This window comes from Pseudoalteromonas thalassia (assembly GCF_049257215.1).
In the GTDB taxonomy this organism is placed as follows: Bacteria; Pseudomonadota; Gammaproteobacteria; order Enterobacterales; family Alteromonadaceae; genus Pseudoalteromonas; species Pseudoalteromonas lipolytica_C.
Genome location: NZ_JBMMUE010000004.1, coordinates 1 through 25291, shown reverse-complemented (window position 1 = coordinate 25291; position 25291 = coordinate 1). Strand labels below are relative to the sequence as shown.

Below are 25291 nucleotides of genomic sequence, written 5' to 3'. Positions count from 1 at the left end.
TGACGCTAAAGCAAGGTGTTGATGAATCGTACACTTTGGGTCGCTATCATATACCAGCGTGGCTGAAAAATTAAGTTACTCGACCTTTAAAATTGGCAATTTATTTTGTAATAGTAAGAAAGTCACAAAAAGCTGAGTTAGGATCCTCACTAACTTGGATTTCTAGGCTCTTAGGAACCAGTTCCATACGATAGGTTTTAATTGCCCACTCAAGCATTTGCTCAATGCTTAACGAGAGGATGGATGCCTCAGGCTGTAATCCTAAAAAGCGTAAGGCATCAAACAGTGCAGGTTTAGGATCTTTTTTAGAAATGGCCGGCGCATAATTTTGTTTTGACAATTTAAAACCCGGTTTTGCAACCGCAAGGGGTAAATGTGCATACTGCGGAGCCGGTTGATTAAGTTGCTTAAATAAGCTTAGTTGCCTAGCTGTGGGCTCAAGTAGATCCGCGCCGCGTACAACATGAGAAATACCTTGTGCAATATCATCAACAACCACAACCAGTTGATAGGCGAATAATCCATCACTGCGTTTAATTAGATAATCTTCTTGTGCAAGCTGGTTGTCTACATGGATCTCACCTTGAATTAAATCATCATAGTTGCTGGTAGCAAATTGCTGGGTTAAACGCAGCGCTGAGTCAGATAAAGAATGATTTTTATGTCGGCAATGACCTTGGTAAATGCCCCCGATAGCTTTAATTTCTTTACGGGTGCAATGGCATGCATAAACAAGGTTTTGAGAAATGAGTTCATCAACAATAGCTTGGTACTGTTCATGACGTTGGGTTTGGTAGATTACGCTTTCATCCCAGTGCAGGCCGTAAGCCTCTAGGGTGTGTAATATGTCGTCACTAGCACCATTTACAACACGCGTTGTGTCGATATCTTCAATGCGTACTAACCATTTTCCTTGATTGGCTTTTGCATCAAGGAAGCTCCCCACAGCCGCTATAAGTGAACCAAAGTGCAATGGCCCCGAAGGGGATGGCGCAAAGCGGCCACGATATTCACGCTTTTGCGTATTAACGGCTGTGGTAGGCATGGGCTAATTAAGCAAATGGGTGTAATTAACCGCGTCCAGATTGTTTTTCTTTAATTTCCGCAAGCGTTTTACAGTCAACACATAAGTCTGCTGTAGGACGCGCTTCTAAGCGGCGGATACCAATTTCGATACCACATGATTCACAAAAGCCAAAGTCATCTTCTTTGATTAGTTGAATCGTTTTTTCAATCTTTTTGATCAGTTTACGTTCGCGGTCACGAGTACGAAGTTCTAATGAGAACTCTTCTTCTTGTGCTGCACGGTCTACTGGATCTGGAAAGTTAGCTGCCTCGTCTTGCATATGCGATTTAGTGCGGTCAACTTCGTTACGTAAATCATTACGCCAAGCTTCTAAAATTTTTTTGAAATGAGCACGTTGTGCTTCATTCATATACTCTTCACCTGGCTGTTCTTGGTATGGTTCCAACCCGGCCTGAGCCAATAACCCTAGTCTTTTTTGGTCTGGCATAACTTTCTCCTAAATCCTTAATATTTTGCCCAGCGTTAGCCGGCGGCTATAAATAGCAGAATCATTAGATTGAGGCAAATTTATTTTAGCTTAATTTATATGCCTCGACCCCTGATTGCATAAATTGCCATGAGTAGAGCCACTACTCATAATTTTAATAAATTTGCTAAGTTATATAGGCAAAAAAAAATAATACAACTTAAATCGTGTTTTTTATTGTCATTTTAGTAAAAGAGTTGGTTAGCTCAGAAAATCACATTTTTCTTGCAGTTTAATTTCTTCAGCAGAAATTTTTGCTTTGTAAGCAATGACTTCAACACCATTTTCTATTGCATCTGTTAAAAGCTGAGCATATTTAGGATCGATATGTGCAGCCGCGCTTACTTGATTGATACCTTCATGTAAAACGGCAAAAAATAGCACTGCACGATACCCTTGCTGCGCCATCTCTATTAACTCTCGAAGATGTTTTTGGCCTCGCTCCGTTTTTGCATCCGGAAAATAACCTTGTCCAGATTCTGGGTCTGCTTGCGAAAGCAATGTCACTGATTTTACTTCTACGTAGCAGTGGGGTTTGTGTTCATCTGTTAATAAAAAATCGATACGACTATTTTCTTGGCCGTACTTTACTTCTGAGTTTAGGGTTTGATAGCCAGCAAGCTCTTTAATCACCCCATTTTGCACTGCCTCGTGGACAACTTGATTAGCAATAGCGGTATTGACACAGATAAGCTGATTAAACGTGTTTTCAGTTAATTGTAAAGAGTGGGGATACTTACGTTTAGTGTTGTCACTCGTTGAGTAATAAGCGTTAAAGCCGGGTTCTGCACAACCAGTCATTTTACCAGTGTTAGCACAATGAGCGGTAAACTCGTGACCACAAGGCGTTTTTAAATCAGCTAAGAAGCGCTTATAGCGCTTGAGTAAAGTGGCAGATTGTAATGGTGGCGTAAATTTCATGACGTTATTGGATCGCTTTTTTAATTTTTGTATGTAATTCAATACATGGACTGAACCACGTCGATATTGGCTATTTATCGCAAGCAGTTGGGAACTGACGCGTGCTGTAGTAAACTCGAGCGACAATTTCTAGCGCAAAGAGTATTCTAACATGTCAGAAAAATTTTTAGTTCAACTTAGCGAGCACAGTGCTGCCGCACATTGGGGCGAAAAAGCCACTCTTTCTTTTACTGAACAAGGCGCAACTGTTCATTTAACTGAGCATGATACACTTAAAAGTGTTCAAAAAGCAGCACGCACGTTAGCTAATCAAGGTTTAAAAAACATCGCGTTAGTGGGTGACGTTTGGTGCACAGAAACACAGTGGGCCTTTTATCAAGGTTTCGTTTCACCAAAGAATTTAGATGCGATTGAATTTGTTGAAAACGCAAAAACAGACAGCAAAGAGCTAGCTTCATTAAAGCAAGCGGCTACATGGGCTCGCCAAATGATCAACGGCACAGCCGATGATATCTTCCCTGAAAGCCTAGCTGGTAAAGCGGCTGAGTTTATTCAGTCGTTAGCGCCTGAGCATGTAAGCTATCAAATCATCAAAGGCGATGCGTTGTTGGAGCAGCAATGGATTGGTATCCATGCCGTTGGTCGTGGTAGTGAGCGTCCGCCAGTTTTATTAGCACTAGATTATAATCCAACGGGTGATGAAAATGCGCCAGTTGCAGCAGCTTTAGTGGGCAAAGGTATTACGTTTGACTCAGGTGGTTATTCAATCAAACCAAGTGAAGGCATGCTAGGCATGAAGTGCGATATGGGTGGTGCTGCCACAGTAACTGCAGGCTTAGCGCTTGCTATCAGCCGTGGTATCAACAAGCGTATTAAATTGTTCTTATGTTGTGCAGAAAACCTTATTTCAGGTCATGCCTACAAACTTGGTGATATCTTAACTTACAAAAATGGCACCACAGTTGAAATCGTTAATACTGACGCTGAAGGCCGTTTAGTACTAGCTGATGGCTTAATGGCTGCGGGTGAGTCTGGCGCGCCATTAATTATTGATGCAGCAACGCTAACAGGCGCTGCACTTGTTGCTGTTGGTCAAGAGTACAACGCACTGTTTGGTCTTGATAAAGAGCTAGTACGTGACGTACAGGAATTTGCAGAGCAAGAAATGGAAGCGGCTTGGCCTCTACCTCTTGAAAAGTGGCATCAACAAAACTGCCCATCACCATATGCAGATACAGCAAATAGCCGTCCTCAAAAAGGGGGTGGCTTCGGTGGTGCTTCTAACGCGGCTGGTTTCTTATCACGCTTTGTGCCAAATGAAGGCAAAGGTTGGGTGCACATTGACCTTGCTGCAGCATTTAACATGGGTAGCACAAGCGAGTGGGCTGCTGGCGCTACAACACAAGGTATGCGTACCGTTGCAAGAACATTACTAGAAAAAGCATAAGCAATTTCCTTGTAGCTAATTAAGCGCCTTAACTTTACCTAAGTTAAGGCGCTTTTTTGATCTAAAGAGTAATTTTACAAACTGATACAAGCTTTTTTGAGTAAATTAGTATAAAATCCCGCCCCACATTTTCTCATCCTGTGGTTAGTTTTTATTAAATTAGCTACACTTGAATGATCATTCACACTGGGGTCTCTATTTATGTCAGATAAGTGCTATATCACAGCGCAGCAGCTTCTTGAAGATTCATTTCGTGTTGCGGCACAAGTTTATAAAGATGGTTTCCGTCCTGATTTCATCATTGGTATTTGGCGTGGTGGCGCACCAATCGGTATCGCAGTTCAAGAATATTACGATTACAAAGGCATTGAGACTGATCACATCGCGGTTCGTACTTCTTCGTATTACGGTATTAACCAACAATCAAAAGAAATCAAAGTTCACGGTTTGCATTACATCATTGAAAATGCCAATGCAGACAACTCATTATTAATCGTTGATGACGTGTTTGATTCTGGCCGCAGTATTTTTGCATTGAAAGAAAAGCTTTCTGAGCTAATGCGTTTGAACTTACCACGTGATATTCGCGTTGCATGTCCTTACTACAAGCCTAAGAACTCAAAGGTAGATATGGTACCTGATTATTACATTCATGAGTCTGATGAATGGCTAGTATTCCCGCATGAGCTGTCAGGATTAACACCGGATGAGATTATTGAAGGTAAGTCTGATTTAAAAAATATCCACGATATTTTGTTAGAAAAGTAATCCAAGTATTTCTTCGCAGTTATGCTGTCATAACTGCGAAAAACTCTCTACATAGTCACTCAGTTTCTCAATATCAACAACTTGCAGGCCTTGATTACTGCGTTGTACTAAGCCTTTTTCAACAAGTTCTGTTACTACACGTCTATAAGCTCTTTCAGTTGTGGCAAAGCGCTCAGCTTCTGCATTAACCGTTGGATATGCACGCAGCAGAGTGGGGTTGTTATTTTCTGCTCTCAGTAAACAATCTTTAGCTATGTTATAGCTAAGTGGTAAAAGTAACTTATCTAAATTTATTTTTTGATTTTCTTGGAATTTTGCAGCAATAGTTTGCGCTGTATATAAGCTCAGTTCAGGCTTTTCTAACAGTAGTGAACGCCAGTGCTTTAGTTCTATTAAGTTATAACTGACATCACTAAAGCAAGTTACTGTGTAAATACAGGGTAAGTTATTGAGCGCTTCAATTTCACCAATCAGAGTGTTGTTGCAATCAAGTTGACCTAATAACAGGCGACGGCCATTACCCACATCATAGCTAAACGATACAGTGCCACTTCTCACTAAAACAAGTTTACTGAGTGGTTGATCTTGGTGGATAAGCACTTCTTTTTTAGCTTGCTGAAAACTACTGCCTGCAAATGTCAGTAGCTGGTCAACAAGGTAGCTTGAAAAATGATATTGAAACATTAACGCCGCTCTTCGGACAATTGTCCTATTTATTACATCTTAATGACGCTAGCATTAAGATTCAAAGAATTTATGCTAACTTACTAGTAAGGTGATACACGTTACTGATACCTTCATTTCCCGTGTAATGATTTTAAAGCTAAGATGATTTCTTAAGCTTTACAAGGTTTTTAGTAGGTTAGCTTTTTTATTTATTGTCAAAGTAGCACTGAGTGCGTCAAAAAAAATGACAAGCCCCAATGCTAACCTAAAGCCTAGGAGAGAACAATTGAGTTGGGAATATTTAGGCTATTTAGCATCTGCACTGTTAGTTGCTTCTTTGACGATGAGTGATGTGATAAAGCTCCGCTGGTTCAACCTAGCAGGGTGTATTGCTTTTACCTTTTATGGTCTTGCAATTGGTGCCGTTCCGGTGGCCTTCACCAATGGCTTACTGGCATTTGTAAATATTTACCACATCATAAAGTTAAAGCGTCAGCAAAAAACTGACGCTAAGAATCCTTAATCCTCTTTTTTATATTTAAGCTCGCCTGCAATCCAAGTTTGAGTAACGCTAATAGCGTGAATTTCTGATACAGGCACCTTGTAATAGTCTTTATCAATCAAAATAAAGTCAGCCCACTTTCCTTGCTCTAAACTACCAACTTTAAACTCTTGATGTGCGGCATAAGCACCACCTAAAGTAAAAGCACGCAGCGCTTCATCGCGAGATAATAATTCTTGAGGACGCCAGCCGCCTTCAGGCTGTTGATTGTGATCCATTCGTGTAATGGCTGAATATAAACCATCAAATGGGTCGGCAAGCTCTACAGGAAAATCAGAACCCGCTGCAATTACTGAACCTTGCGCTAAAAAGGTTTTCCAAGCGTAAGCCCCTTCAAGTTGTTTCTCAGTTAAACGCTGCTCAGCCATATGCATATCAGAGGTTGCATGAACGGGTTGCATTGATGGAATAATTTTTAGTGTCTTAAAGCGAGGTATGTCATCAGGGGCAACAATTTGTGCATGTTCAATGCGGTTACGCAGTAAAATGCCTCCTGATTTTTTAAACACATTTTCGTAAGCATCTAACACTACATGGTTAGCTTTATCACCAATGGCGTGGGTGTTCGCACTAAAGCCATGAGCAAAACTCAGGTTAAATAATTGTTCAAGTTTCTCTTGGGTTTCAAGCATTAAGCCATGATGATTTTTACGATCTGCATACTCTTCGATTAGAGCGGCACCACGACTACCCAAGGCACCGTCAGCGTATACTTTGACACTGCGAATAGACAGCATGTCGTTCATATCTTTATAACGACCAGCTTTAAGCATAGCTTCTAGCTTAGGATCGGCGGCACTAAGCATGGCGACGATTCTAACTGGCAGGGTATTTTGCTCAGAACGCTGCTTATATACTTGCCATGTATCATAATCGATACCAGCATCATGGGTTGAGGTGATCCCCAAACTTAGTAAATGCTCACCAGCATTGTCTAATGCTGTATTAATGCTGGCATGGCTTACTTTTGGTACATGCTTTGTAATAAGCGTTTCGGCTTTATCAATAAATACGCCTGATGGCTCACCTGAAGTCAGTTTGATGATTTCTCCCCCAGCAGGTGAATCGGTGGCTGCAGATATCCCAGCTAATTCAATTGCTTTTGAGTTAACCCAGACCGCATGGCCGTCAACCCGAGAAAGTACCACGGGTTTATCTTTTACATATTTGTCTAAATCAGCAGCGGTTGGAAACTGTCCGCCAGGCCATTGCTCTTGGTTCCAGCCGCGACCAATGATCCAGCCTTGTTTATCTTTAGCAAATTCAGTCAGCATTTTGCCAACCTCATCTGCTGAACGGGTATTTCTGACATCAAGTTGAGACAGATTATTACCTAAACCAATCACATGACCATGAGCATCGACTAAACCAGGTAAAAGAGTGGCTTGTTTACCATCAATAGTAGTAGCGTCAGGGAAGCTTTTTTTAATCGAGTCATCGCCAGTTTTTACGACTTTACCGTCTTTAAAAACCAGTGCTGAAAAGTGTTGGGTTTCACCTTGGTAGGTCGGTGTATAACCATTTACATTGTAGATAACTGTGGTGTTGGCAAAACAACTCAGTGAAGCTGTTGCCAGTAGGCTGATGATAAGTTTCATAATCTTTTAATTATTTTTTTAATGTATGAAAACAGTATCAGAGTTGCAGTAAACTGCAACTCACAGAAGAAAATTTCGACTAAAAATAACGGCTATTTACTGGCATAAGCCTTGTATTCTGAGAGAGATAGCTTGTTATCTTTATTATTATCGTAATTACTAAACCGAGACCATAAAGCTGGATCTCGAGCAGATTCTGAGCGGCTCAAGAAGCCATCTTCATTACGGTCTAGTTGTTTAAATTTTTCACCAATACTATCTGCAGCGACACTGATTGTACTAAATACGCAACACATTGCGAGGCTGGCAAAGGTTAATTTTGACATTGCTTTAACTCTTATTTGTTAAGTAGTGTTTAAATTCAAGAAGCGATATTTGTTGATCTTTATTTTCATCCCACTGCGCCATATGCTTTTTTAAATGCGGTTGAGATGAAAGTTCTTCCAAAGATAAAAAGCCGTTTTTATCTTTATCTAGGTGATCAAAGCGTTGTTTTACATCCAATGCTAAGCTGTTGAAGCTTATAGTAATTAAGGTACATGAAGCAAGCCAGAAAATTCTCATAATTACTCTCCTTTATTAGGGCGCGCTGCCCTTCGGGTTCTTCCTAGGGGCGATTAACTCTTTGTTGCTCGATTTTTACTTAGCCCACTAGGTTACAAATCTCGCGCTGCGATTGAATCGTCCCTAGAGTGAACAAATTTTAATCCACAAAGGTCAACACGCTTTGGTAAAAGTGCTTGCCATAATTTAAGTCCCAAAATTTAAATCCGTTTACACATTCCCTCTGGGATTATGGCAAGCACTTTAAGCCGTTAAGGTTTGAATTTCTCAAACTCTTGTTCAGACAGAACTTGATCGCCGTTTTCATCCAGATCGGTAAATTGCTTAAGTAAGTTATCGTGTTTGGTTGCTTCAGTTAATGAAATTTCGCCATCGGCATTGGTATCAAATTTCGCAAAACGCACATCCATTTGCGATGCTAAAACGGTGGCACTTATAACTAAAAACATCAACGAGAATGCTGCAAAAAGTTGTTTCATCACACACTCCTAATTAATAAATGATTTAAACTCTGCAAATGAAATTTGACCATCTTGATTGCTATCAATTTGAGTGAAGTTTCCATGTAATAAAGCGTCTTCAGAAGCTTCAGCATCACTCAAAAAACCATTGCTATCTTTATCTAATTCATTGAATGTATCTTTTAAATCAAATGCATTACTGCTCATTGAAATTACACTCAACAGCACGGCTAGTGTGTAGGTCCTCGTTTTCATTTGGTGTCCTAATAAACTTATTTGTAAGTGCTAATACAATAACTGTGCCAACTTTTATTCTTCTTTTTTATCAATGATTTATGTTATTTTACTGTTATTGGGAACGAAATAGTTACAGAGTAATGTGTCTTTTTTGCAACGTAATTATTGGTTTTTATTTTTTTTCTTAATTTTCAATTAGTTGTATTGTTGCAAAATAGCAACGTTGCGCCTGATTTAGGCAGTAAGTTGTCTTTTTTCAGTTCGGATTCAGCGAGTGTCTAAGTTCATTCACGAATAATGAATGCCAGCGTTTCTTATGAGGGTAAGTATGCAAAGTAGCATAGTAATTAAGTGCAAACAGTGTTTAAGCTGGCGACCAAGCCTAATTGGTCAGTTTGTATGTAGTATTTTACTTTCCTTATTACCATTGTGTTTAGTGGTGATTTTGTTTTTAAACGCACTGAATAAACAGCTGGCTGTTACGCAAGAAATTGTGGGTGATAATGATGAAATCACAAAGGTATTTAACAATTTAAAGCAAGACTTAAATAGCCTTGAAAGAGCAACGCGGCAAAATTGGGTACTCAAGAGTGAATCTTTAGATACATTAATTGAAAATAAGTGGAGTTCATCAATTCAGCGTATTGATGAACTGAACTTTTTAAGTCCTACGGCTGATTATATTTTGCAGTGGCGTCAATTAGCTGAGGTACTGCAATTTGCACAGCAGCATCTTTTATTTGAACAAAAGCAAGATGGTGAGTTATTTGCCCCCGCAAGTAAGTTAATTAGTGAGCAAACCAATTGGCTTAGAGAGCAAAACGAATTACGTATAACTAAAAACCAGCAGCAATTAAAAGCATTGCAAACATCTTTTATTAACTGGTTAGTAGCACTTATTCCTTTGACTCTACTTGTAGGCGGAGGGTTTTTATGGCGGATCAGTGGTCGTCTACGAGAGCTAACGAGCGTGATTGATAAGCTAGGTCAAGGCCATTGGCAGCAAAAAATAAATGTCCGAGGCTCGTCTGAGTTAGTTGAACTTGGCAACAAACTAGAATGGGTTCAAGCGCAGTTGTATATGTTGGAGCAGCAAAAAGATACGTTTTTGCGTCATGTAACTCATGAATTAAAGACCCCACTTGCTTCAATGGTTGAAGGAACTGATCTATTAACAGATGAAATTGTTGGCCCTATTAATGATGAGCAAAAAGCAGTCCTTGAGCTAATCACCCAAAGCATGGTGCGACTTAGAGCAATGATAGAAAGTTTACTTAGTTATAATGCGATTCGTACTAGTAAAGAGACAGTAACTGAGCTTAGTTTTGCCGCCATAAAAGATAAGATTGAGCGTCACTTTGAACATCGTCTAGTTGCACGTGAACAATCACTGTTATGGGTTGATGAGCTGCCTAAAAAAGCACTTTATATTTCAATTGAGTTACTAGAAATGATCTTGATCCAACTCACTTCTAATGCAATCAAGTTTTCGCCTGAACAAGGCTGTGTCACGATTAAAGCGAATTTCAAACATGGCAAACTTATTATCAGTGTTATTGATCAAGGACATGGAATTGATGATTCCGAAAAGGCCGCGGTATTTGGTGCGTTTTATCAAGGCAAAAATGCAAAACAGCAGAGCGAGATGGGCAGTGGCTTAGGTCTCACAATTGTTAAAGAAACCGTAGAGCAATTAAATGGCAAACTCTCTATTACAGATAACGAACCTCAAGGGTGTGTTTTTACTGCCGAATTGCCAATTCAATTAACCCAAGGAGTTAACTGATATGGGCTTAGCACATAAAGCCAGTTTTATCCTCATTGCATGCTCGATGCTTATCACGGGCTGTACATTAACGCAAAAGAAGCCCGTAGCAGAGGTGAAGACAGAAAATAATCAGGTCGCATCGCAAGGAAAACCTAATCCTAAACCGCGCCCGAAAAGCGAGCCAAACTACCCGCCAGCAAGTACTGTGATTGCTTGGCATGCAGCACAGTGTGGTGGTTATAAAGCTAGTACGTCAAAGCTAAATTTTGTCGGTGAGAATGAATTGAAAAGCCTTTTTAAATCAATATGTTTGTTAAGTTCTACAGAACCTGAAAAAGCACTTGCTCAACTTGAAAAAAGCGATCACGCCTATTACTGGCCTGACGATATAAAGCAGTATCTTTGGTTGCAAAAGCAACATTTACAGCAAAGCTTAGCAGCAAAACAAGCAAAGCAAGCGCTAAGTGATGAAATGGAAAAAACCTTGTCGTCGCTTGCGACTATCGAACAACAACTTCTGCTACGTGAAGAAACCAAGGAGCAGTAATCATGAGTGAAGAAACAAAACCACGGGTTTTATTAGTTGATGATGATGCCAGCTTATTAAAATTACTGGCTATTCGGATTGAATCTAAAGGCTATCAGGTAAGCACAGTCGAAAGTGGTATTGAGGCGTTACAAGCGTTAAAAAATCAAACCTATGATGCGGTGATCACCGACTTAAGAATGGATGAAATGGACGGCATGGCTTTGCACCGTCAGCTACAAAGTCGTTATCCTTCAATGCCAGTGATTATGATGACAGCACATGGTTCGATACCTGATGCAGTTGAGGCAACTAAACAAGGTATATTTGCTTTTATTACCAAGCCTGTAGATAAAGATGAGCTGTTCGACAGCCTTGCTAAAGCTATCGAAATTCATGGTGTACACGGCGATGAAACACCGACACAAACCAATATTGTCACCCGTAGCGGGGCGATGTTGCATTTACTTGAACAAGTTAAATTGCTTGGTCCAACGCAAGTGAATGTGTTGATCTCTGGTGCCAGCGGCACAGGTAAAGAGTTGCTTGCACAAGCAATACATCAACACAGCCATGTTAGTGACGGGCCATTTGTGGCAATTAACTGCGGCGCTGTGCCGGGGGAGCTTTTAGAGTCTGAATTATTTGGGCATAAAAAAGGCGCGTTTACAGGTGCAGTCAAAGACCATCAAGGTTTGTTTCAACAAGCACAAGGTGGTACCCTTTTTCTAGACGAAATTGGTGATATGCCGCTAAATTTACAAGTAAAACTGCTTAGGGTTTTACAAGAGAAAACCATTCGTCCTGTGGGCTTTCAAGAAGAGATCCCAATTGATGTGCGAGTGGTGTCGGCGACCCATAAGAACCTCCCAGAGGCAATCAATAATCAGCAGTTCCGAGAAGATTTATATTACCGATTAAACGTGGTGAACTTAAAACTGCCTCCGCTTTGTGAACGCCGAGAAGATATTAGTTTGCTAGCACAGCATTTTGCAGGTCTTATTGCTAAACGTATGGGGCAAGAGCAAAAGCAGTTTGCTAACGATGCGATGCATGCACTGGTTCGCTATGACTGGCCGGGTAATATTCGTCAATTACAGAATGTGATAGAGCAGGTAGTAGCTCTTACACCGGGTAAAGTGATTGCAGCTCAGTTGGTAGAGAGTGCATTAAACAGTAATATTAGTATTGCTGAACCGCTTTCGTTAAATGATGCAAAAAAAGAATTTGAGCGAGATTATTTAATTAATACGCTGAAGATGTCAGCAGGTAATGTTGCCGAAGCCGCAAAACTTGCGAAACGTAATCGCTCAGATTTTTATAAATTAATTAAAAAGCACAACATTAATGTTGAAAGCTTAATATAAGGAAAAACATGGCGCTTTTTTTAGTCTATCTGGGCGGTCGTATTCAAGGTTGCCACATTGAAATGCACGACGTTCGATTTGTCGTAGGCGATAACATTGAACAAACCTATTCAAAACTTAAAGCACAATGGGTGGGTGATAAAAGCAATGTGCACATGGATAGCTATATGCAAATTCAGCATATTGATGGCTATCAGGTCGAAGTGGTTGATACCCAGCATAACCAAGCTGAAAAACTATACTTTGTAAATTTAGGTGCCTATCGAGCTGATAGTCTTGCTGAGCAACATGATTTTGCATTGTACGTTGCGCGTAGTAGTGAAGAAGCTAAACAACGCGCTAAAGAGTCTTTATTGGCTGGGATGACTCATCTTCATAAAGATGATTTACACGATGTAGACGATTGTTTTGCGATTGATTTGTTAGATAGTAACTTATCAATCAAATTAACGCCAAGCGGGCAAGCACAAGCAATGAAGCCCGATTGGTTTGGCTATCACGTTCTGTAATACCAATCCGCAATAATACTTAATCATTTTGAGGGATTAAACCTGTCGCTACCTGCGTTAAAAATTTCTGATTTAAAACAACTAAATAACGAAATGTTTGCCTTGCTATCAACGAGGTTTTCTTGCCTCAAAATAGACCACTTAATTAAGCGAATTGGTATAAGCTATTCTTGGTTATCGTTTTTACTGGCAACTTTAAAGGCGATAATCACCAACCCAAACAAGGCAAATGGCAGTGCAGCGAGTAAATACTCAACGGTATGGCTGTCTTGATAGTTAGGCTGAAGTAGGAAGTGACCTGCAACGCAAAGTAAAATTGCCACGAACAAAACGGGCAGTAAAATCAGTTCTTTTTTAGGTGAGTGTTTTTTCATTACAAAGCGTGATATTCCAAAGGTGCGCCATTGTAATGAGCTACCCTTAGCTAGGTCAAATAAGTTGCTTTGTAGTTTGCTTTATATTGCGCTGTATCAACTTTTTTAGTGTCAGCTTTAACAGGCTGCTTTTTTGGAGCTGCTGGTTTATCAGTTGTTTCATTATAGCTAAATAGCCCCATAATGAATTCAATCTCTTCACGTTGTAATCCAGATCGCATGATGCCCTCCAAAAAATAATTTGCCGTTTGTATTACAAATATTACGTCCTGTTATCTGAATTATCGGTGAATATTGCGCCACTAAACTGTAATCATATGTAACGCAAATGTGTTTATTTAATAGGCAGTTCCACAGTAAACACAACACCTGTGCCATCATCTAAATTTTCTGCTAATACTTTACCGTGATGGTAATCGCAAATAAGCCTTACAATATAAAGACCTAAACCCAAGTGGGGCTGCTGCTGATGTTGCTGACTTCTCACTGAGACCATTGAGTCGAAAATATGTTCAACTAATCCATCAGGTAATAGAGGCCCTTGGTTGCTAATTGTTAGTACTGCGTGTTGATCTTGTTTGGTTAAACTCACGGAAATTGTGCTTTGTGGGGTTTTAAACTCAAGAGCATTGTTGATGAGCTTATCGAGCAATTGGGCAATAAACTCTGGTGCACCGCTGACATTTAACGGCTCTTTATCAAGCGACAAGGTAAATAGACTTTCACCATAGGTTATTTGATAGCCCTGCATGCAGCCGGTGATCACCTTGGTCAGGTCAAACTCTTCTGCCTCGGCACTTTGAATACTTTGTTCAAGGCGCGTTGCTTCACTCATGGTGGTAATTATTTTGCCTAACCGCTCAACCCCTTCACTGGCACGGTCGAGGTATTTTTGACTCACTTCAGATTGCGGCTGCATTTGTAGGTTTTCAAGCGATGACCGCACAACAGCCACAGGCGTACGTAGTTCATGGGAGAGTCGTGATGACATATTTTCTAAGTAATCAGTATAACCACTTAAGCGACTAACAATGTTGGCAAAACTGCGAGAAAGGTCGCCAATTTCGTCATTCGAATCGGCATAAGTAATTTTGCCGGTGATGCGCCCTTGAGCATCAATAGCTTGCTCGGCATTGTCACGTAAGCGGCGAATACGGCTAGAAATTCTAGAAGCAAAAAAGAACAGTGTCACAGTGCCAACAAGCATCACCGCTAAAATGACATTAAAGAGCTTCTCTAACGATTTATTACGTAGGGTGCGCACACCGTTGGTGGTTTCTTCTGCGATTACTGCACCAATGACTTTATCTTGGATCCAAATAGGGTAGGCCGCCGATAAAATAACGGCTTTGTTATCTGGGGTTAAGCGCCATGATGATGCGGGTTTCCCATTTAAAGCACTGGCTATGTGAGTACCTTGCATTGCAGCGACATCATGTAAGGTATCAAGAAACTCATTTTCTGGGCGAGTTAAAATTTTATAGTAAAGTGGGTGTAAGTAATCTTGCTCAAAGCGTTGCCACCAGGTTGTTGCTGGCTCCTCTTTTAGGCCGTCTGCCCACACGCCATCGGCATGATGAATTGAGCCTGATTGCGCAAGTACACGATGATGGTTATCGACGACCCAAATTCGACTGCCACTGTGGCCCATGCCCTTCAAAATACGGTTAATTTCTGGCGAAGGCACCAAAACAGAGCCGATATCATTGGGATTTTGCAGGTTTGAAGTCGACATAAGCTGAGGCTCAACCTTGTCTTCATCCCAGTCTTCAATAGCAAAACCGAGCTTATTACCTAACATCGAAAGCGGAAAACGCAGCTCTATGTTGTAACCCGTGTCGGTGCTTTTAAAGTAGCCTTGGATTTTCGTGACCGGCTCTTGTGTTGTAGCATCAAAAGCATTGACCCAGCCATCTTGACGGGCAGCCACCACATAACTTTTAAATTCACCTTCAGGTGTTTTTAACATGATCTGTAAGTGATCATTACGGGTAAAGCTAAGCACATTTTTAGCACGATACACCAGCGAGCTATCTGTGACTTTAAATGCCGCATAAAGGTAGTTTTCGTATTTGCCCACCATGTGATCAAAACTTAGATCGCTTGGTTGATGATCTTTGCTTAACCCCTGTAAATAGCGTTTGTCATAATGCCAAAATAAGCTTTGATAAGGTTGCCATTCCGACAATTTGCCATCAAGTTGAATCGGGTTATTAAGGTTATAGGCGTATAAATCTCGGCCTTTTACAACTTGATCTAAAAAGTTGGTTTGCGAGTCAAACAAAGCAGGGCGTTCATGTAATGCGGTAGCGAGTGCACGGGTAGTGCCCACTAAGGTTTTTTCTTGCCCTTGTCTTAAGAATTTTTCCATTTCCCAAACATACTCATAGCCAAGCCAAGGCAATAAAAATAAAAAGCAGGATAAGAAAATAAACTTTGTTCTAAGCCCCAAACGCAGCATTAAGCTTGCTCCCAGCGATAACCCATACCGTAAACGGTATCAATGCAGTCAAATGCATCGTCTAGGGCGATAAACTTTTTACGAATGCGTTTTATATGCGAGGTAATGGTGCTGTCATCAACATAAATTTTCGCATCACTCATTAATTCGTTGCGGCTTTTTACATGGCCTGGACGCTGCGCAAGTGAATGCACCATCCAAAACTCTGTCACGGTTAAATCAACCAGTTGCTCTTGCCAAAACACCTGCATGCGCTGGGTATCTAACTTTAATGGGCCGCGATGCAAAAGAGCGGTTTGATCGGCGGGTTGATCGAAGGCATCAAGGCGTCTAAACAAGGCACCAATTCGAGCAGCAAGATGCGCCATACTGATGTCTTTGGTTAAGTAATCGTCGGCTCCCATGCGCAGGCCACATACGGTATCAATTTCGCTATCGCGGGCGGTTAAAAATATAATCGGTAAGGTTTTAGAAAGACTGCGTAATGTTTGGCAAAGTAAAAAACCACCATCCACTTCATGGCCAAGGCCAATATCAACAATGGCTAAATCTGGTAAAGATTGACTAAATGCCAGTTCAGCACTGGCTCTGTCAGCAAAGCCTACAACTTGATAGCCCTGAGCACTGAGCATTTCTGTGTAGTTTTCGCGGATTGCTGTTTCATCTTCAACGATTGCTATTTTCTTCATTGTTAATACTTACTTAAATTCTTTCTATAGCGAACTATACCTAATTTTTTGCCTTGCGTACTGGCAAAAACGCGATTGCCATTTTTCTGCCACAATTGCTCAGCAGTTTGCCTTTTTTGATCCCCTTTATTGCCATTTCGACTTGTTTTAATAGCTCCATACCAAGTTCGCAACACCAACCAATGTTGCCAAGCAATTAAGTAGAAAAAGGATTAAACCATGAAAAAATTAATTATCGCCGCTGTTATCACGTCTGCTGTATCTGTAGCCCCTTTTGCAGACGCTGCGAGTAAAACAAAGCAAGAAACACCAAAAGAAACAGCCATTGGCTTAGGTGCTGGCGCAGTTGTCGGTGGTTTGTTAGGAGGCCCAGTGGGCGCATTTGTTGGCGCGTTTGCTGGCGGTTTAATTGGCGAAAAAGAAGCCGCAGACAACACTATTGATGAACAAGCCCACGCATTAGTTGTAATGAAAGAGCAAACCGCAGATTACCAACAAGTGATTGCCGATAACGCAGCCCTAAGTGAGCAGCTTGAATTATTAGCTGACGAAAAAGAGCAGTTACTACAAGCCCAATTAAACACCTTATTGGCTATGACGGTACAGTTTAAAACCGGCTCTAGTGAGATAGCCCCGCATTTTGCTAATCAACTCGACAAAGTCGCGCAGTTACTGATTGCCCAGCCAAATCTGGTTATCGACTTAAATGGCTTTGCAGATCAACGTGGTGATGAATTGGCTAATTTAATGCTTTCAAAACAGCGTGTAAATGCTGTGCAAAGCTACTTAATTAAACAAGGCGTACCTCATACGCGCTTAACCGCAACCGCCTTTGGTGAGCAGCAAAGTGTTGCCGATTCAAATAACTACGAAGAAAACGTGTTTGACCGCCGAGTAACTTTAACGACACGCCCTGTGTCACAAAGCAGCTTACGCACAGCGCAAAGTAACCACTAATTCATCGGTCGATGGAGTGACATATTATGTTGAGTAACCGTACCAAAAGACTCCTTTTTGGGAGTCTTTTTATCCTCTTTTTAGGTTATGCAGTTAACCCTGCATTTGCAGCCAATGCCAGTGCCGAACTGCGTTTTTATGATGACTCAAACAGCCAAGTATCGTCGGGTTTATTAGTGAAAAACGACGTCACTATGACGCTCACTGGGCTTATCAATCATGTTGTTGTTAAACAACGTTATCAAAACCCGCACCCGTTTGCGGTAAATGCCCGTTATGTGTTTCCGTTACCTGATGAAAGTGCTGTTCATGCCATGCAAATGCAAATAGGTGAGCGCATTATCACTGGTAACATTGCCCTTAAGCAGCAGGCAGAACAGCAATTTGAGCAAGCTCAAAAACAGGGTAAACGGGCTGCTTTAGTTCGTCAGCAGCGTGCGAACATTTTCTCTACTGATGTGGCAAACCTTGGAGCTGGGGGAGAGATTGAAATTACCTTGCAATACCAAGAGATAATCGGTTTTCGAGATGGTGTATTTTCACTGCGTTTTCCAACCACTATCACGCCGCGCTACGAACCTTTAACGGCAGAACTGCAGCAAAGAGCGTATCTAGAAAATAAAGACACAGATCAGCAGAACGACGCAACAGCTAACAAAGCGCAAGTGGCATCAGCTTGGCTAAAACCTGTTTTTCATCGTGCACAAAGCCAAGAGTCTGATGCGAGCCTCAACCTTGCTATTTCGATGGATATTGGCCTTGAGCTCAGTGATATCAGCGCTAATTTAGTGGGTATGCAAATCGATAATCCAAGTTTTGGTCGCTATCAATTATCACTTAATCGTGATGTTCCAATGGATAGAGACTTTGAGCTTACATTTAAACCCCTTGATAAAGCCCACTCACAGGCTGCATTTTTTACCGAAACAGTAGCAGGGCAAGAATATGGTTTACTGATGTTAGTACCGCCAAGCGATCACTTTACCTCGCAAGCTCGTCTGCCTCGCGAAATGGTATTTGTTGTTGATACCTCCGGCTCAATGCATGGCCAATCAATGGAGCAGGCCAAACAAGCCTTATTTTATGCTTTATCGTTATTGGATGAAAATGACAGTTTTAACATCATAGGCTTTGATAACGAAGTGTCGGTATTAAGTGATACGCCAATGATTGCCAATGACTTTAACATTCGCCGTGCAGAGCGCTTTATTTATGGCTTACAAGCCGATGGCGGCACCGAAATCGCAAAAGCATTGACTCAGGTACTAGATGGTAAACAGCATGATGGCTTTGTACGCCAAGTGGTGTTTTTAACCGATGGCAGTGTGGGTAACGAAACGCAGCTATTTAAACAAATTCAAACAGATTTAGGTGACAGCAGGCTCTTTACCGTCGGTATTGGTAGCGCGCCTAATAGCTTTTTTATGACCAGAGCTGCCGATATTGGCCGTGGTACATTCACTTTTATTAGTAGTACCAACCAAGTCCAGCCCAAAATGCAGCTGCTCTTTGATAAGCTGGCGCATCCTGCGGTTACAGAGCTTGCTCTTGAAGGCGACAAAGCAGCACTTGAATATTGGCCATCGCCATTACCTGACTTGTATTTTTCAGAGCCGGTTTTGGTTGCCGTAAAGCTTGATGGCAGTCAGCACTTAACGTTAAAAGGGCAAACAAACACAGGGCCACTCACCATTAATTTAGCAACCGCCAATGCTGCAAACGGCGAAGGTATCGCTAGACTCTGGGCCAGACAAAAAATTAAGTCGTTGCTGCTTTATAACGAAAAACAGGCGGTACGCGCAGAAGTCGAAGCACTGGCACTTCAGCATCATTTACTTAGCCCTTTTACAGCCTTTATTGCAGTTGATAACTACGCGGGTAATGAGGTTGCAGAGCGTTCAATGCAAGTGCGAAACAAACTTCCTAACGGCATGACGCTACCGCAAACCGACGGACAAAGCCGGGTGTTTATGTTACTTGGATTGTTGTTGCTTTCATTCTCGTGGTTATGGCAATGGCGACGTTAAAAAAAGCGCTGCCGGTATGCAGCGCCTTACTTGGTATCGCATTGCTTGTTAATGGCGGTTATATGCAGGCAAAAGCTTGGCTTGCACAGGCATTGATTGAGTCGGCTTGGCAGCAAGCTTTGCAAAGTCCTAATCAGCAAGTAAGGCCTTGGTTTTACGCCGATGGTTATGTCACTGCACACATAAATTGGCCAAGTCAGCAGCAAGAATTGACTGTACTTGCTGGTGCATCGGGGCGAAACCTCGCGTTTGCCCCCGGGCATTTTTTACCAAGTGGTGAACTTGGCAGTTCAAAAGGGGTGTTAATTGCGGGTCATAACGACACCCACTTTGCATTTTTAAAACATGTTGCAGTGGGTGAGCAGTTCACTATGCAGTTGCAAAATGGCCAGATTGAACACTATCAAGTTCGCAGCATTGATGTTATTCATCAAAGCGAACAGGGCTTTTTAGCACAATCAGGCCTGTATTTATTAACCTGTTACCCTTTTGACTCGTTAGCTTCCGGGACTGAGTTTAGGCTATTGGTGTCGGCTGATAAATTATCGTCGTCTACGTCAACTTTCAGCTCTTGATGACGTTGACTAACAATAACACCGGCGAATACCACTGCGATACTCAGCCATTGCCAAAGTGTGAGTACTTCGCCAAGTAGAATGGCTGACAAAATTAACGCAAAAATTGGAATGAGGTTTGAGTAAGCAGCAGCGGTTAATACCGACACTTTACTGATGGCGTAGTTGTACATGCCATAGCCGCCTAAAGTGACACATGAGCCTAAATATAAAATGCTCAATAGGGCACTTAAATCGTGCTGATTTTCGCTGGGTAGTTCGATGAAAAATAAAAAAGGCGCAAAGAACAAACTACCACTAAACCCTTGAATTGCAATTAAAGTAAGTGGTGAATAGCGGGTCACTAAGTGCTTTACACTGACGGTATAAAAGGCGGCGCACACCATCGCCATCAATTCTAAAAAGTTACCGAGCAGTGGGTTAGGGGCTTGCTCTGTGCTTGGTGATAATAGCGTTAATAAAATACTGCCACCAATACACAAGGTAAAACCAACGACGATGGCTTTACTGATGTACTCTTTTAATATTAAGAACGCCAAAATAGCGACGATAATTGGTAAACAAGAGACAATTACCCCAGCTTGCGATGCAGAAGTATATTCAAGAGCATGCCCTTCAAATAAATAATAAAAACAAGGCTCAGCCAGTGACATACCAATTAAATACTTCCAGTCACCTTGTTTGAACTCAAAGCGGATCACATAGCGCCATAAACATAAGCTAATCAATAATGTGGTTAGCATTCTTAAAAAAATGACTAATACGGGATCATAAACATTGATTGCATGCTTTAAAGCAATGTATGAGCTACCCCATAAAAAGGTCGCAATAATTAAGCATAAACTGGCTGGCATAGGTGTCGCTATTGAGTAAAAAAACGAGAGCGCGATCCTAGCATGAATTTTTTTAACTTGTTCAAAAACTGTTAGCTGGTATATATAAATTCTCTATTTTAATTACAGAATATAAGAATCAAATGCAAAGGCCACACGTCGTTGTTGTAAAGCTGGGCACAAGCGTGCTGACAGGCGGTACCGACAAATTAGATAAAGCACACATGGTTGAACTTGTTCGCCAATGTTGTGAATTAAAAAAACAGGGTTATCAGGTTGTTTTAGTATCAAGTGGCGCGGTTGCCGCAGGTCGCGAGCAACTTATTACTCCCTGTGGCCGTTCTTTGATTGAAAAACAAATGCTTGCCGCTATCGGCCAAGGGCAGCTTATTCATATTTGGCAGAGCTTGTTTGCTTTGTATGGTGTGAATGTTGGGCAAATGCTCTTGACCCGCGCCGATGTAGAAGACCGTGAACGTTACTTAAATGCCCGCGATACCTTAAATGCGCTACTCGCTCATAATGTGGTACCAATTATTAACGAGAACGACGCCGTGGCCACCGCCGAAATTAAAGTCGGCGATAACGATAACTTATCTGCTTTAGTCGCAATTTTAGCGAATGCAGAAAAGCTGTTACTGCTAACTGACCAAGAAGGTTTATTTACCGGTGATCCGCGCTCTGATGTGAATGCCACACTCATCAATGAAGTGACGCATATTAATGATGAACTCAGAGAACTCGCTGGTGGCAGTGGCACAACCCTAGGTACCGGAGGTATGGCGACCAAACTGCAAGCGGCCGGTATTGCACGTCGCGCCGGTGTTGAAGTCATTATTGCCAAAGGCGCTGGCAAAAATGTGATTTTAAATTGCATGGCCGATAAGCTCCCAGGTACACGATTTTTAAAACTCACCGCACCAAAAGATGGCCGTAAAAAGTGGCTTCTTGCTGGGCCTAAAAGTAGCGGACAATTAGTGATTGATGATGGCGCAAGCGCCGCACTTAAAGAACGTGGTGCAAGCCTTTTGGCTAAAGGCGTAAAAACAGTGCGAGGGCAATTTGAACGTGGTGATGTGATTGAAGTAGTGACGAGTCAAGGCCAGTGTATTGCTAAAGGTCTCGTTAATTTTAATCATCAAGAAATTGATCAAATTAAAGGTTGCCATTCATCGCAAATCACCCAGTTGCTTGCGTTTGCGCCGAGCAGTGAAGTTATTCACAGAGATGATATGATTTTGTTATAGTTTTTTAGTATTTCTGATAAAGTTAACTAAACTAAAGTTATATATAGTTTTGGGGACTTTATAGATGGCGTCTAACGCTTGCGGACATGACTGGGTTGTAGAAATTACGCAACAAGAAGAAGAGGCTGGACTTGACGAGGCGCTTATAAAATCTGTGAGCGAATTGGAAGAGTTTTCGCGCTATGCAATCTATATTAACAAAGTCTTCAAACCCGGTTTCCCAGCCCGTCTACTAAATAAAGACTCGTTGATAGAAGAGCTTACTGAGTCTGAAGTTAATGAACTTATTGATAAGGTTAGCCGTAACAAAATTCGTATAAGTCGAAACTATGGCTTTATTTCGACTTACATACCTGTTTATTACATGGGTAATGTGGTTGGCGTGCTTGTTGTTGAGTCAGAAAAAGAGTTGTCAGAGAGATGTAGCATGTTGGCAATTTATATGCTCAACATTTATGCCAACCAACTAGCGCTGCTTTATAAATCACAATTGGATCCCCTCACTGAGTTACTCAACAGGCAAACTTTTGATAAAAAAGTCATCGATATCGCATCAACTACTGTAAAAGGACAAAGCGAATTAGATCCCCATCATCGCCAATGGTATCTTGCTATTGTTGACATTGACCACTTTAAAAAAGTGAATGACAACTATGGTCATGTTATAGGTGACGAAGTGATTTTGTTAGTCGCTCAACTGTTAAAAAATAACTTTCGTATTGAAGATTACGTGTTTCGTTACGGTGGTGAAGAGTTTGCAGTGCTATTTCAAGCAAGCGACGAGTTAGATGCACGTAATGCACTCAATCGTTTTCGCGGATGTGTTGCCGAATACCCGTTCCCACAAGTGGGTAACTTAACCGTGAGTAGCGGTTTTATGCCGATTTATGAGTTTGAAATGGTTGCCAGTCTTGTGCAAAAAGCCGATCAAGCCTTGTATCACTCAAAAAACAAAGGCAGAAATTGTGTTACAGCCTATTCTGAATTAGATATCCCAGATTCTCAATGCAGTGATGACTCAATAGAGCTGTTTTAGCCTGTTGCAGCGTCTCTTGCTGTGTTAAAATTGGCCACTATTTTTAGAACCCTATGAGAAGGTGAGATGAAGTTTGTTCGTTGGTTGTTAGGCCGCATCATTTTGTTTTTTGATTTTGTATTCACGCCACGTAGTAAAAAGCGTCCGGCTGCTGAGCAAGCGGCGCTTGATTCAGTGACATCACAATTTAAGTTATATCAATTTAAGGCCTGCCCATTTTGTGTGAAAGTTCGTCGTGCAATTAAGCGTCAAGGTCTTTCAGTTGAAACTCGTGATGCCAAAAGTAACGAGCAATTTCGCCAAGAGCTTTTAGAGCAGGGCGGAAAAATCAAAGTGCCTTGTTTACGTATTGAAGAAAACGGCCAAGTAACTTGGCTGTATGAATCAAACGATATCATTGCTTATTTAGATAAAGTCGCTGCATAAAGCGGCTTTACACTTCGATTATAGCCCGTGCTGTGCTAGCATTTGGGCAAATTTTTTAATTGTCTTTTGAGAGATATAACCATGACAATTCGCACCCGTGTTGCTCCGTCACCGACAGGTGACCCGCACCTAGGTACAGCATACATCGCATTATTTAACTACTGTTTTGCTAAGCAGCAAGGCGGTGAGTTTGTGTTACGCATTGAAGATACAGACCAAGTTCGTAGTACGCCAGAATCAGAGCAAGCTATTATGGATAGCTTGAAATGGTTAGGCTTAAACTGGGATCACGGTCCCGATGTAGGCGGTGAGTTTGGTCCATACCGTCAGTCTGAGCGTAGCGATTTATATAAGAAATTCGCGCATCAACTCGTTGAACAAGGTAAAGCGTTTTATTGTTTTGCTACGAGCGAAGAATTAGATCAAATGCGTGAAGAGCAAATGGCCGAAGGTCTGCGCCCTAAATACGATGGTCGTGGTTTAAACCTTTCTGAAGATGAAATTAAAGCAAACCTTGAAGCGGGTAAGCCTTACGTAATTCGTATGAAGATCCCAAGCGAAGGCACGTTTAAGTTTAACGACTACCTACGTGGCGACATTGAGATCCCATGGGAAAATGTAGACATGCAAGTGCTACTTAAGGCCGATGGTTTCCCAACTTACTTCCTTGCCAACGTTGTTGATGATCACCACATGCAAATTAGCCACATTTTCCGTGGTGAAGAGTGGATCAACTCAGCGCCTAAGCTATTAAAATTATATGAAGACTTTGGTTGGGAAGCGCCAGTACTTGGTCACTTACCGCTTCTTCGTAACCCAGATAAGTCAAAATTATCGAAGCGTAAAAACCCAACTTCAATCAACTACTATAAAGAAATGGGTTACCTACCAGAGGCACTATTAAACTATTTAGGCCGTATGGGTTGGTCAATGCCAGATGAGCGTGAAAAGTTCACTTTAGATGAGATGATTGAGCACTTCGATATGAAGCGTGTGTCGCTAGGCGGCCCTATTTTCGACATCGATAAGCTTAGCTGGTTAAACGGTATGTGGATCCGTGAAAACTTATCTGATGCAGAACTAATGCAACGTTTTGTTGATTGGAAATTTAATACTGAGCTATTCGCCAAAGTATTGCCAGAAGCAAAAACGCGTATTAATACGCTTTCTGACATGGTTGACCTTGCCGGTCACTTCGTGGGTGGTATTCCAAGCTATGATCCTGCGCTATTAACAGCGGGTAAAGCTGATGAAGATGTAATCCGTCAAGCATTACAGTTCTTCATCTGGCAATTAGAAGGTTTACGCAGTTGGGAAAAACCAGCGATTTTTGCTATCGCAAAAGAAGTTGCGACTTTCCATGAGTTGAAGATTAAAGACTTCCTTGAGCCAATTTTCGTGGCTATCACAGGTAAGACATCTTCAACATCAGTACTTGATGCAATGGAAATTTTAGGTTCAGACCTTTCACGTGCTCGTTTACGTGTAGCATTAGCACATATTGGTGTGTCTAAAAAACAAGCGAAAAACATCGAACGTGCCTATCGCGATTATCCGCAAGCTTAATCGCAATATAACTTTCAAAAACCGAGCTTTATGAAGTGACCCCATAAAGTTGGACTCTTTGCTAAGCGGTTGCCAAGGCCTGATTTCGATACTGTATCGGACTCAGGCCTTTTAGTTTCAGCTTAATACGCTCATTGTTGTAATAGTGGATAT

The 25291-nt window shown here is 41.5% G+C and carries 29 protein-coding genes; 14 read left to right on the top strand and 15 right to left on the bottom strand.

From position 1 onward, the window contains the following. Positions 1-100 precede the first annotated feature (100 nt). The 3 genes from gluQRS to sfsA all read right to left on the bottom strand — a co-directional run bounded on the left by gluQRS (position 101) and on the right by sfsA (position 2474). Positions 101-1045: a tRNA glutamyl-Q(34) synthetase GluQRS gene (gene gluQRS, locus AAEU31_RS06325; protein WP_421966798.1), complete on the bottom strand. Its 945-nt coding sequence runs from the start codon at positions 1043-1045 to the stop codon at positions 101-103. Between the two features lie 25 nt (positions 1046-1070). Next, a complete protein-coding gene (dksA, locus tag AAEU31_RS06320) occupies positions 1071-1514 on the bottom strand; it encodes an RNA polymerase-binding protein DksA (protein ID WP_135925983.1) in 444 nt (147 codons plus the stop codon). Between the two features lie 240 nt (positions 1515-1754). Further along, positions 1755-2474: a DNA/RNA nuclease SfsA gene (sfsA, locus tag AAEU31_RS06315; RefSeq protein WP_421966797.1), complete on the bottom strand. Its 720-nt coding sequence runs from the start codon at positions 2472-2474 to the stop codon at positions 1755-1757. Positions 2475-2625: 151 nt separating this feature from the next. Here sfsA and pepB point away from each other — a divergent pair, with 151 nt between their 5' ends. Both pepB and AAEU31_RS06305 read left to right on the top strand, forming a co-directional pair. After that, complete coding sequence (gene pepB / locus AAEU31_RS06310; RefSeq protein WP_135925981.1) at positions 2626-3921, top strand: aminopeptidase PepB; 1296 nt, start codon at positions 2626-2628, stop codon at positions 3919-3921. Between the two features lie 201 nt (positions 3922-4122). Beyond that, entirely contained in the window at positions 4123-4689 is a 567-nt protein-coding gene (locus AAEU31_RS06305; protein WP_138558375.1) for a phosphoribosyltransferase, read from the top strand. 27 nt (positions 4690-4716) lie between these two features. Here AAEU31_RS06305 and AAEU31_RS06300 read toward each other — a convergent pair whose 3' ends face one another. Continuing rightward, a complete protein-coding gene (locus AAEU31_RS06300) occupies positions 4717-5373 on the bottom strand; it encodes a Crp/Fnr family transcriptional regulator (protein ID WP_135925979.1) in 657 nt (218 codons plus the stop codon). A 268-nt stretch (positions 5374-5641) separates the two neighbouring features. On the opposite strand from AAEU31_RS06300, the gene AAEU31_RS06295 reads away from it, so the two are divergent. Next, entirely contained in the window at positions 5642-5878 is a 237-nt protein-coding gene (locus AAEU31_RS06295) for a YgjV family protein (RefSeq protein ID WP_421966796.1), read from the top strand. Here the strand turns inward: AAEU31_RS06295 and AAEU31_RS06290 are convergent. The 5 genes from AAEU31_RS06290 to AAEU31_RS06270 all read right to left on the bottom strand — a co-directional run bounded on the left by AAEU31_RS06290 (position 5875) and on the right by AAEU31_RS06270 (position 8795). Further along, positions 5875-7515 (bottom strand): amidohydrolase, encoded by a 1641-nt coding sequence (locus tag AAEU31_RS06290; RefSeq protein WP_421966795.1) that lies wholly within the window; start codon positions 7513-7515, stop codon positions 5875-5877. The genes AAEU31_RS06295 and AAEU31_RS06290 overlap by 4 nt on opposite strands. A 92-nt stretch (positions 7516-7607) precedes the next feature. Further along, positions 7608-7841: an EF-hand domain-containing protein gene (locus AAEU31_RS06285; RefSeq protein ID WP_135925976.1), complete on the bottom strand. Its 234-nt coding sequence runs from the start codon at positions 7839-7841 to the stop codon at positions 7608-7610. 4 nt (positions 7842-7845) lie between these two features. Then, a complete protein-coding gene (locus AAEU31_RS06280) occupies positions 7846-8079 on the bottom strand; it encodes an EF-hand domain-containing protein (protein ID WP_138558372.1) in 234 nt (77 codons plus the stop codon). A 251-nt stretch (positions 8080-8330) separates the two neighbouring features. Beyond that, entirely contained in the window at positions 8331-8558 is a 228-nt protein-coding gene (locus AAEU31_RS06275; RefSeq protein WP_421966794.1) for a hypothetical protein, read from the bottom strand. A 9-nt stretch (positions 8559-8567) separates the two neighbouring features. Next, a complete protein-coding gene (locus tag AAEU31_RS06270; RefSeq protein WP_135925973.1) occupies positions 8568-8795 on the bottom strand; it encodes an EF-hand domain-containing protein in 228 nt (75 codons plus the stop codon). A gap of 310 nt (positions 8796-9105) precedes the next feature. Here AAEU31_RS06270 and AAEU31_RS06265 point away from each other — a divergent pair, with 310 nt between their 5' ends. From AAEU31_RS06265 to AAEU31_RS06250, 4 genes are read left to right on the top strand one after another with little or no spacing between them, the layout of a single operon-like run. Then, complete coding sequence (locus tag AAEU31_RS06265; protein WP_421966793.1) at positions 9106-10563, top strand: sensor histidine kinase; 1458 nt, start codon at positions 9106-9108, stop codon at positions 10561-10563. A gap of 1 nt (position 10564) precedes the next feature. Next, positions 10565-11092 (top strand): hypothetical protein, encoded by a 528-nt coding sequence (locus tag AAEU31_RS06260; protein ID WP_421966792.1) that lies wholly within the window; start codon positions 10565-10567, stop codon positions 11090-11092. 2 nt (positions 11093-11094) lie between these two features. Continuing rightward, entirely contained in the window at positions 11095-12438 is a 1344-nt protein-coding gene (locus AAEU31_RS06255; RefSeq protein WP_135925970.1) for a sigma 54-interacting transcriptional regulator, read from the top strand. Positions 12439-12446: 8 nt separating this feature from the next. Beyond that, on the top strand, positions 12447-12947 hold the full coding sequence (locus AAEU31_RS06250; RefSeq protein ID WP_421966791.1) for a DUF1543 domain-containing protein: 501 nt from the start codon (positions 12447-12449) through the stop codon (positions 12945-12947). A 164-nt stretch (positions 12948-13111) separates the two neighbouring features. Here AAEU31_RS06250 and AAEU31_RS06245 read toward each other — a convergent pair whose 3' ends face one another. The 4 genes from AAEU31_RS06245 to pdsR all read right to left on the bottom strand — a co-directional run bounded on the left by AAEU31_RS06245 (position 13112) and on the right by pdsR (position 16471). Next, positions 13112-13321, bottom strand: coding sequence for a hypothetical protein (locus tag AAEU31_RS06245; protein ID WP_054551195.1), 210 nt, complete (start codon positions 13319-13321; stop codon positions 13112-13114). A gap of 50 nt (positions 13322-13371) precedes the next feature. Next, positions 13372-13542: a hypothetical protein gene (locus AAEU31_RS06240; RefSeq protein ID WP_158685596.1), complete on the bottom strand. Its 171-nt coding sequence runs from the start codon at positions 13540-13542 to the stop codon at positions 13372-13374. Between the two features lie 113 nt (positions 13543-13655). Continuing rightward, positions 13656-15782 carry a proteobacterial dedicated sortase system histidine kinase gene (gene pdsS, locus AAEU31_RS06235; protein WP_421966790.1) on the bottom strand — a complete coding sequence of 709 codons (2127 nt, stop codon included), beginning with the start codon at positions 15780-15782 and terminating at the stop codon, positions 13656-13658. Then, positions 15782-16471: a proteobacterial dedicated sortase system response regulator gene (pdsR, locus tag AAEU31_RS06230; protein ID WP_421966789.1), complete on the bottom strand. Its 690-nt coding sequence runs from the start codon at positions 16469-16471 to the stop codon at positions 15782-15784. Before pdsR ends, pdsS begins: the two co-directional genes overlap by 1 nt. Positions 16472-16690: 219 nt before the next feature. Between pdsR and pdsO the strand changes: the two genes are divergently transcribed. Genes pdsO through AAEU31_RS06215 form a run of 3 tightly spaced genes read left to right on the top strand, consistent with a single transcriptional unit; the run spans position 16691 to position 20030 of the window. Next, complete coding sequence (pdsO, locus tag AAEU31_RS06225; protein WP_421966788.1) at positions 16691-17428, top strand: sortase-associated OmpA-like protein PdsO; 738 nt, start codon at positions 16691-16693, stop codon at positions 17426-17428. 26 nt (positions 17429-17454) lie between these two features. Then, a complete protein-coding gene (locus AAEU31_RS06220; RefSeq protein WP_421966787.1) occupies positions 17455-19455 on the top strand; it encodes a marine proteobacterial sortase target protein in 2001 nt (666 codons plus the stop codon). Beyond that, entirely contained in the window at positions 19443-20030 is a 588-nt protein-coding gene (locus AAEU31_RS06215) for a class GN sortase (protein WP_421966786.1), read from the top strand. The genes AAEU31_RS06220 and AAEU31_RS06215 overlap by 13 nt, the downstream gene beginning before the upstream one ends. Here AAEU31_RS06215 and AAEU31_RS06210 read toward each other — a convergent pair. Beyond that, entirely contained in the window at positions 19937-20884 is a 948-nt protein-coding gene (locus tag AAEU31_RS06210) for a DMT family transporter (protein ID WP_421966785.1), read from the bottom strand. The two genes, AAEU31_RS06215 and AAEU31_RS06210, sit on opposite strands and share 94 nt — an antisense overlap. Before the next feature lie 122 nt (positions 20885-21006). Here AAEU31_RS06210 and proB point away from each other — a divergent pair, with 122 nt between their 5' ends. The 4 genes from proB (at position 21007) to gltX (ending at position 25138) form a co-directional block, all read left to right on the top strand. Next, positions 21007-22110 carry a glutamate 5-kinase gene (proB, locus tag AAEU31_RS06205; RefSeq protein ID WP_421966784.1) on the top strand — a complete coding sequence of 368 codons (1104 nt, stop codon included), beginning with the start codon at positions 21007-21009 and terminating at the stop codon, positions 22108-22110. Positions 22111-22174: 64 nt separating this feature from the next. Further along, complete coding sequence (locus AAEU31_RS06200) at positions 22175-23146, top strand: GGDEF domain-containing protein (protein ID WP_135925963.1); 972 nt, start codon at positions 22175-22177, stop codon at positions 23144-23146. Positions 23147-23212: 66 nt separating this feature from the next. Next, positions 23213-23572 carry a glutathione S-transferase N-terminal domain-containing protein gene (locus AAEU31_RS06195; RefSeq protein ID WP_135925962.1) on the top strand — a complete coding sequence of 120 codons (360 nt, stop codon included), beginning with the start codon at positions 23213-23215 and terminating at the stop codon, positions 23570-23572. 81 nt (positions 23573-23653) lie between these two features. Beyond that, positions 23654-25138: a glutamate--tRNA ligase gene (gltX, locus tag AAEU31_RS06190; protein ID WP_135925961.1), complete on the top strand. Its 1485-nt coding sequence runs from the start codon at positions 23654-23656 to the stop codon at positions 25136-25138. A gap of 61 nt (positions 25139-25199) precedes the next feature. Here the strand turns inward: gltX and AAEU31_RS06185 are convergent. Beyond that, on the bottom strand, positions 25200-25291 hold a 92-nt coding region (locus AAEU31_RS06185; RefSeq protein WP_421966909.1), incomplete at its 5' end, for an IS3 family transposase.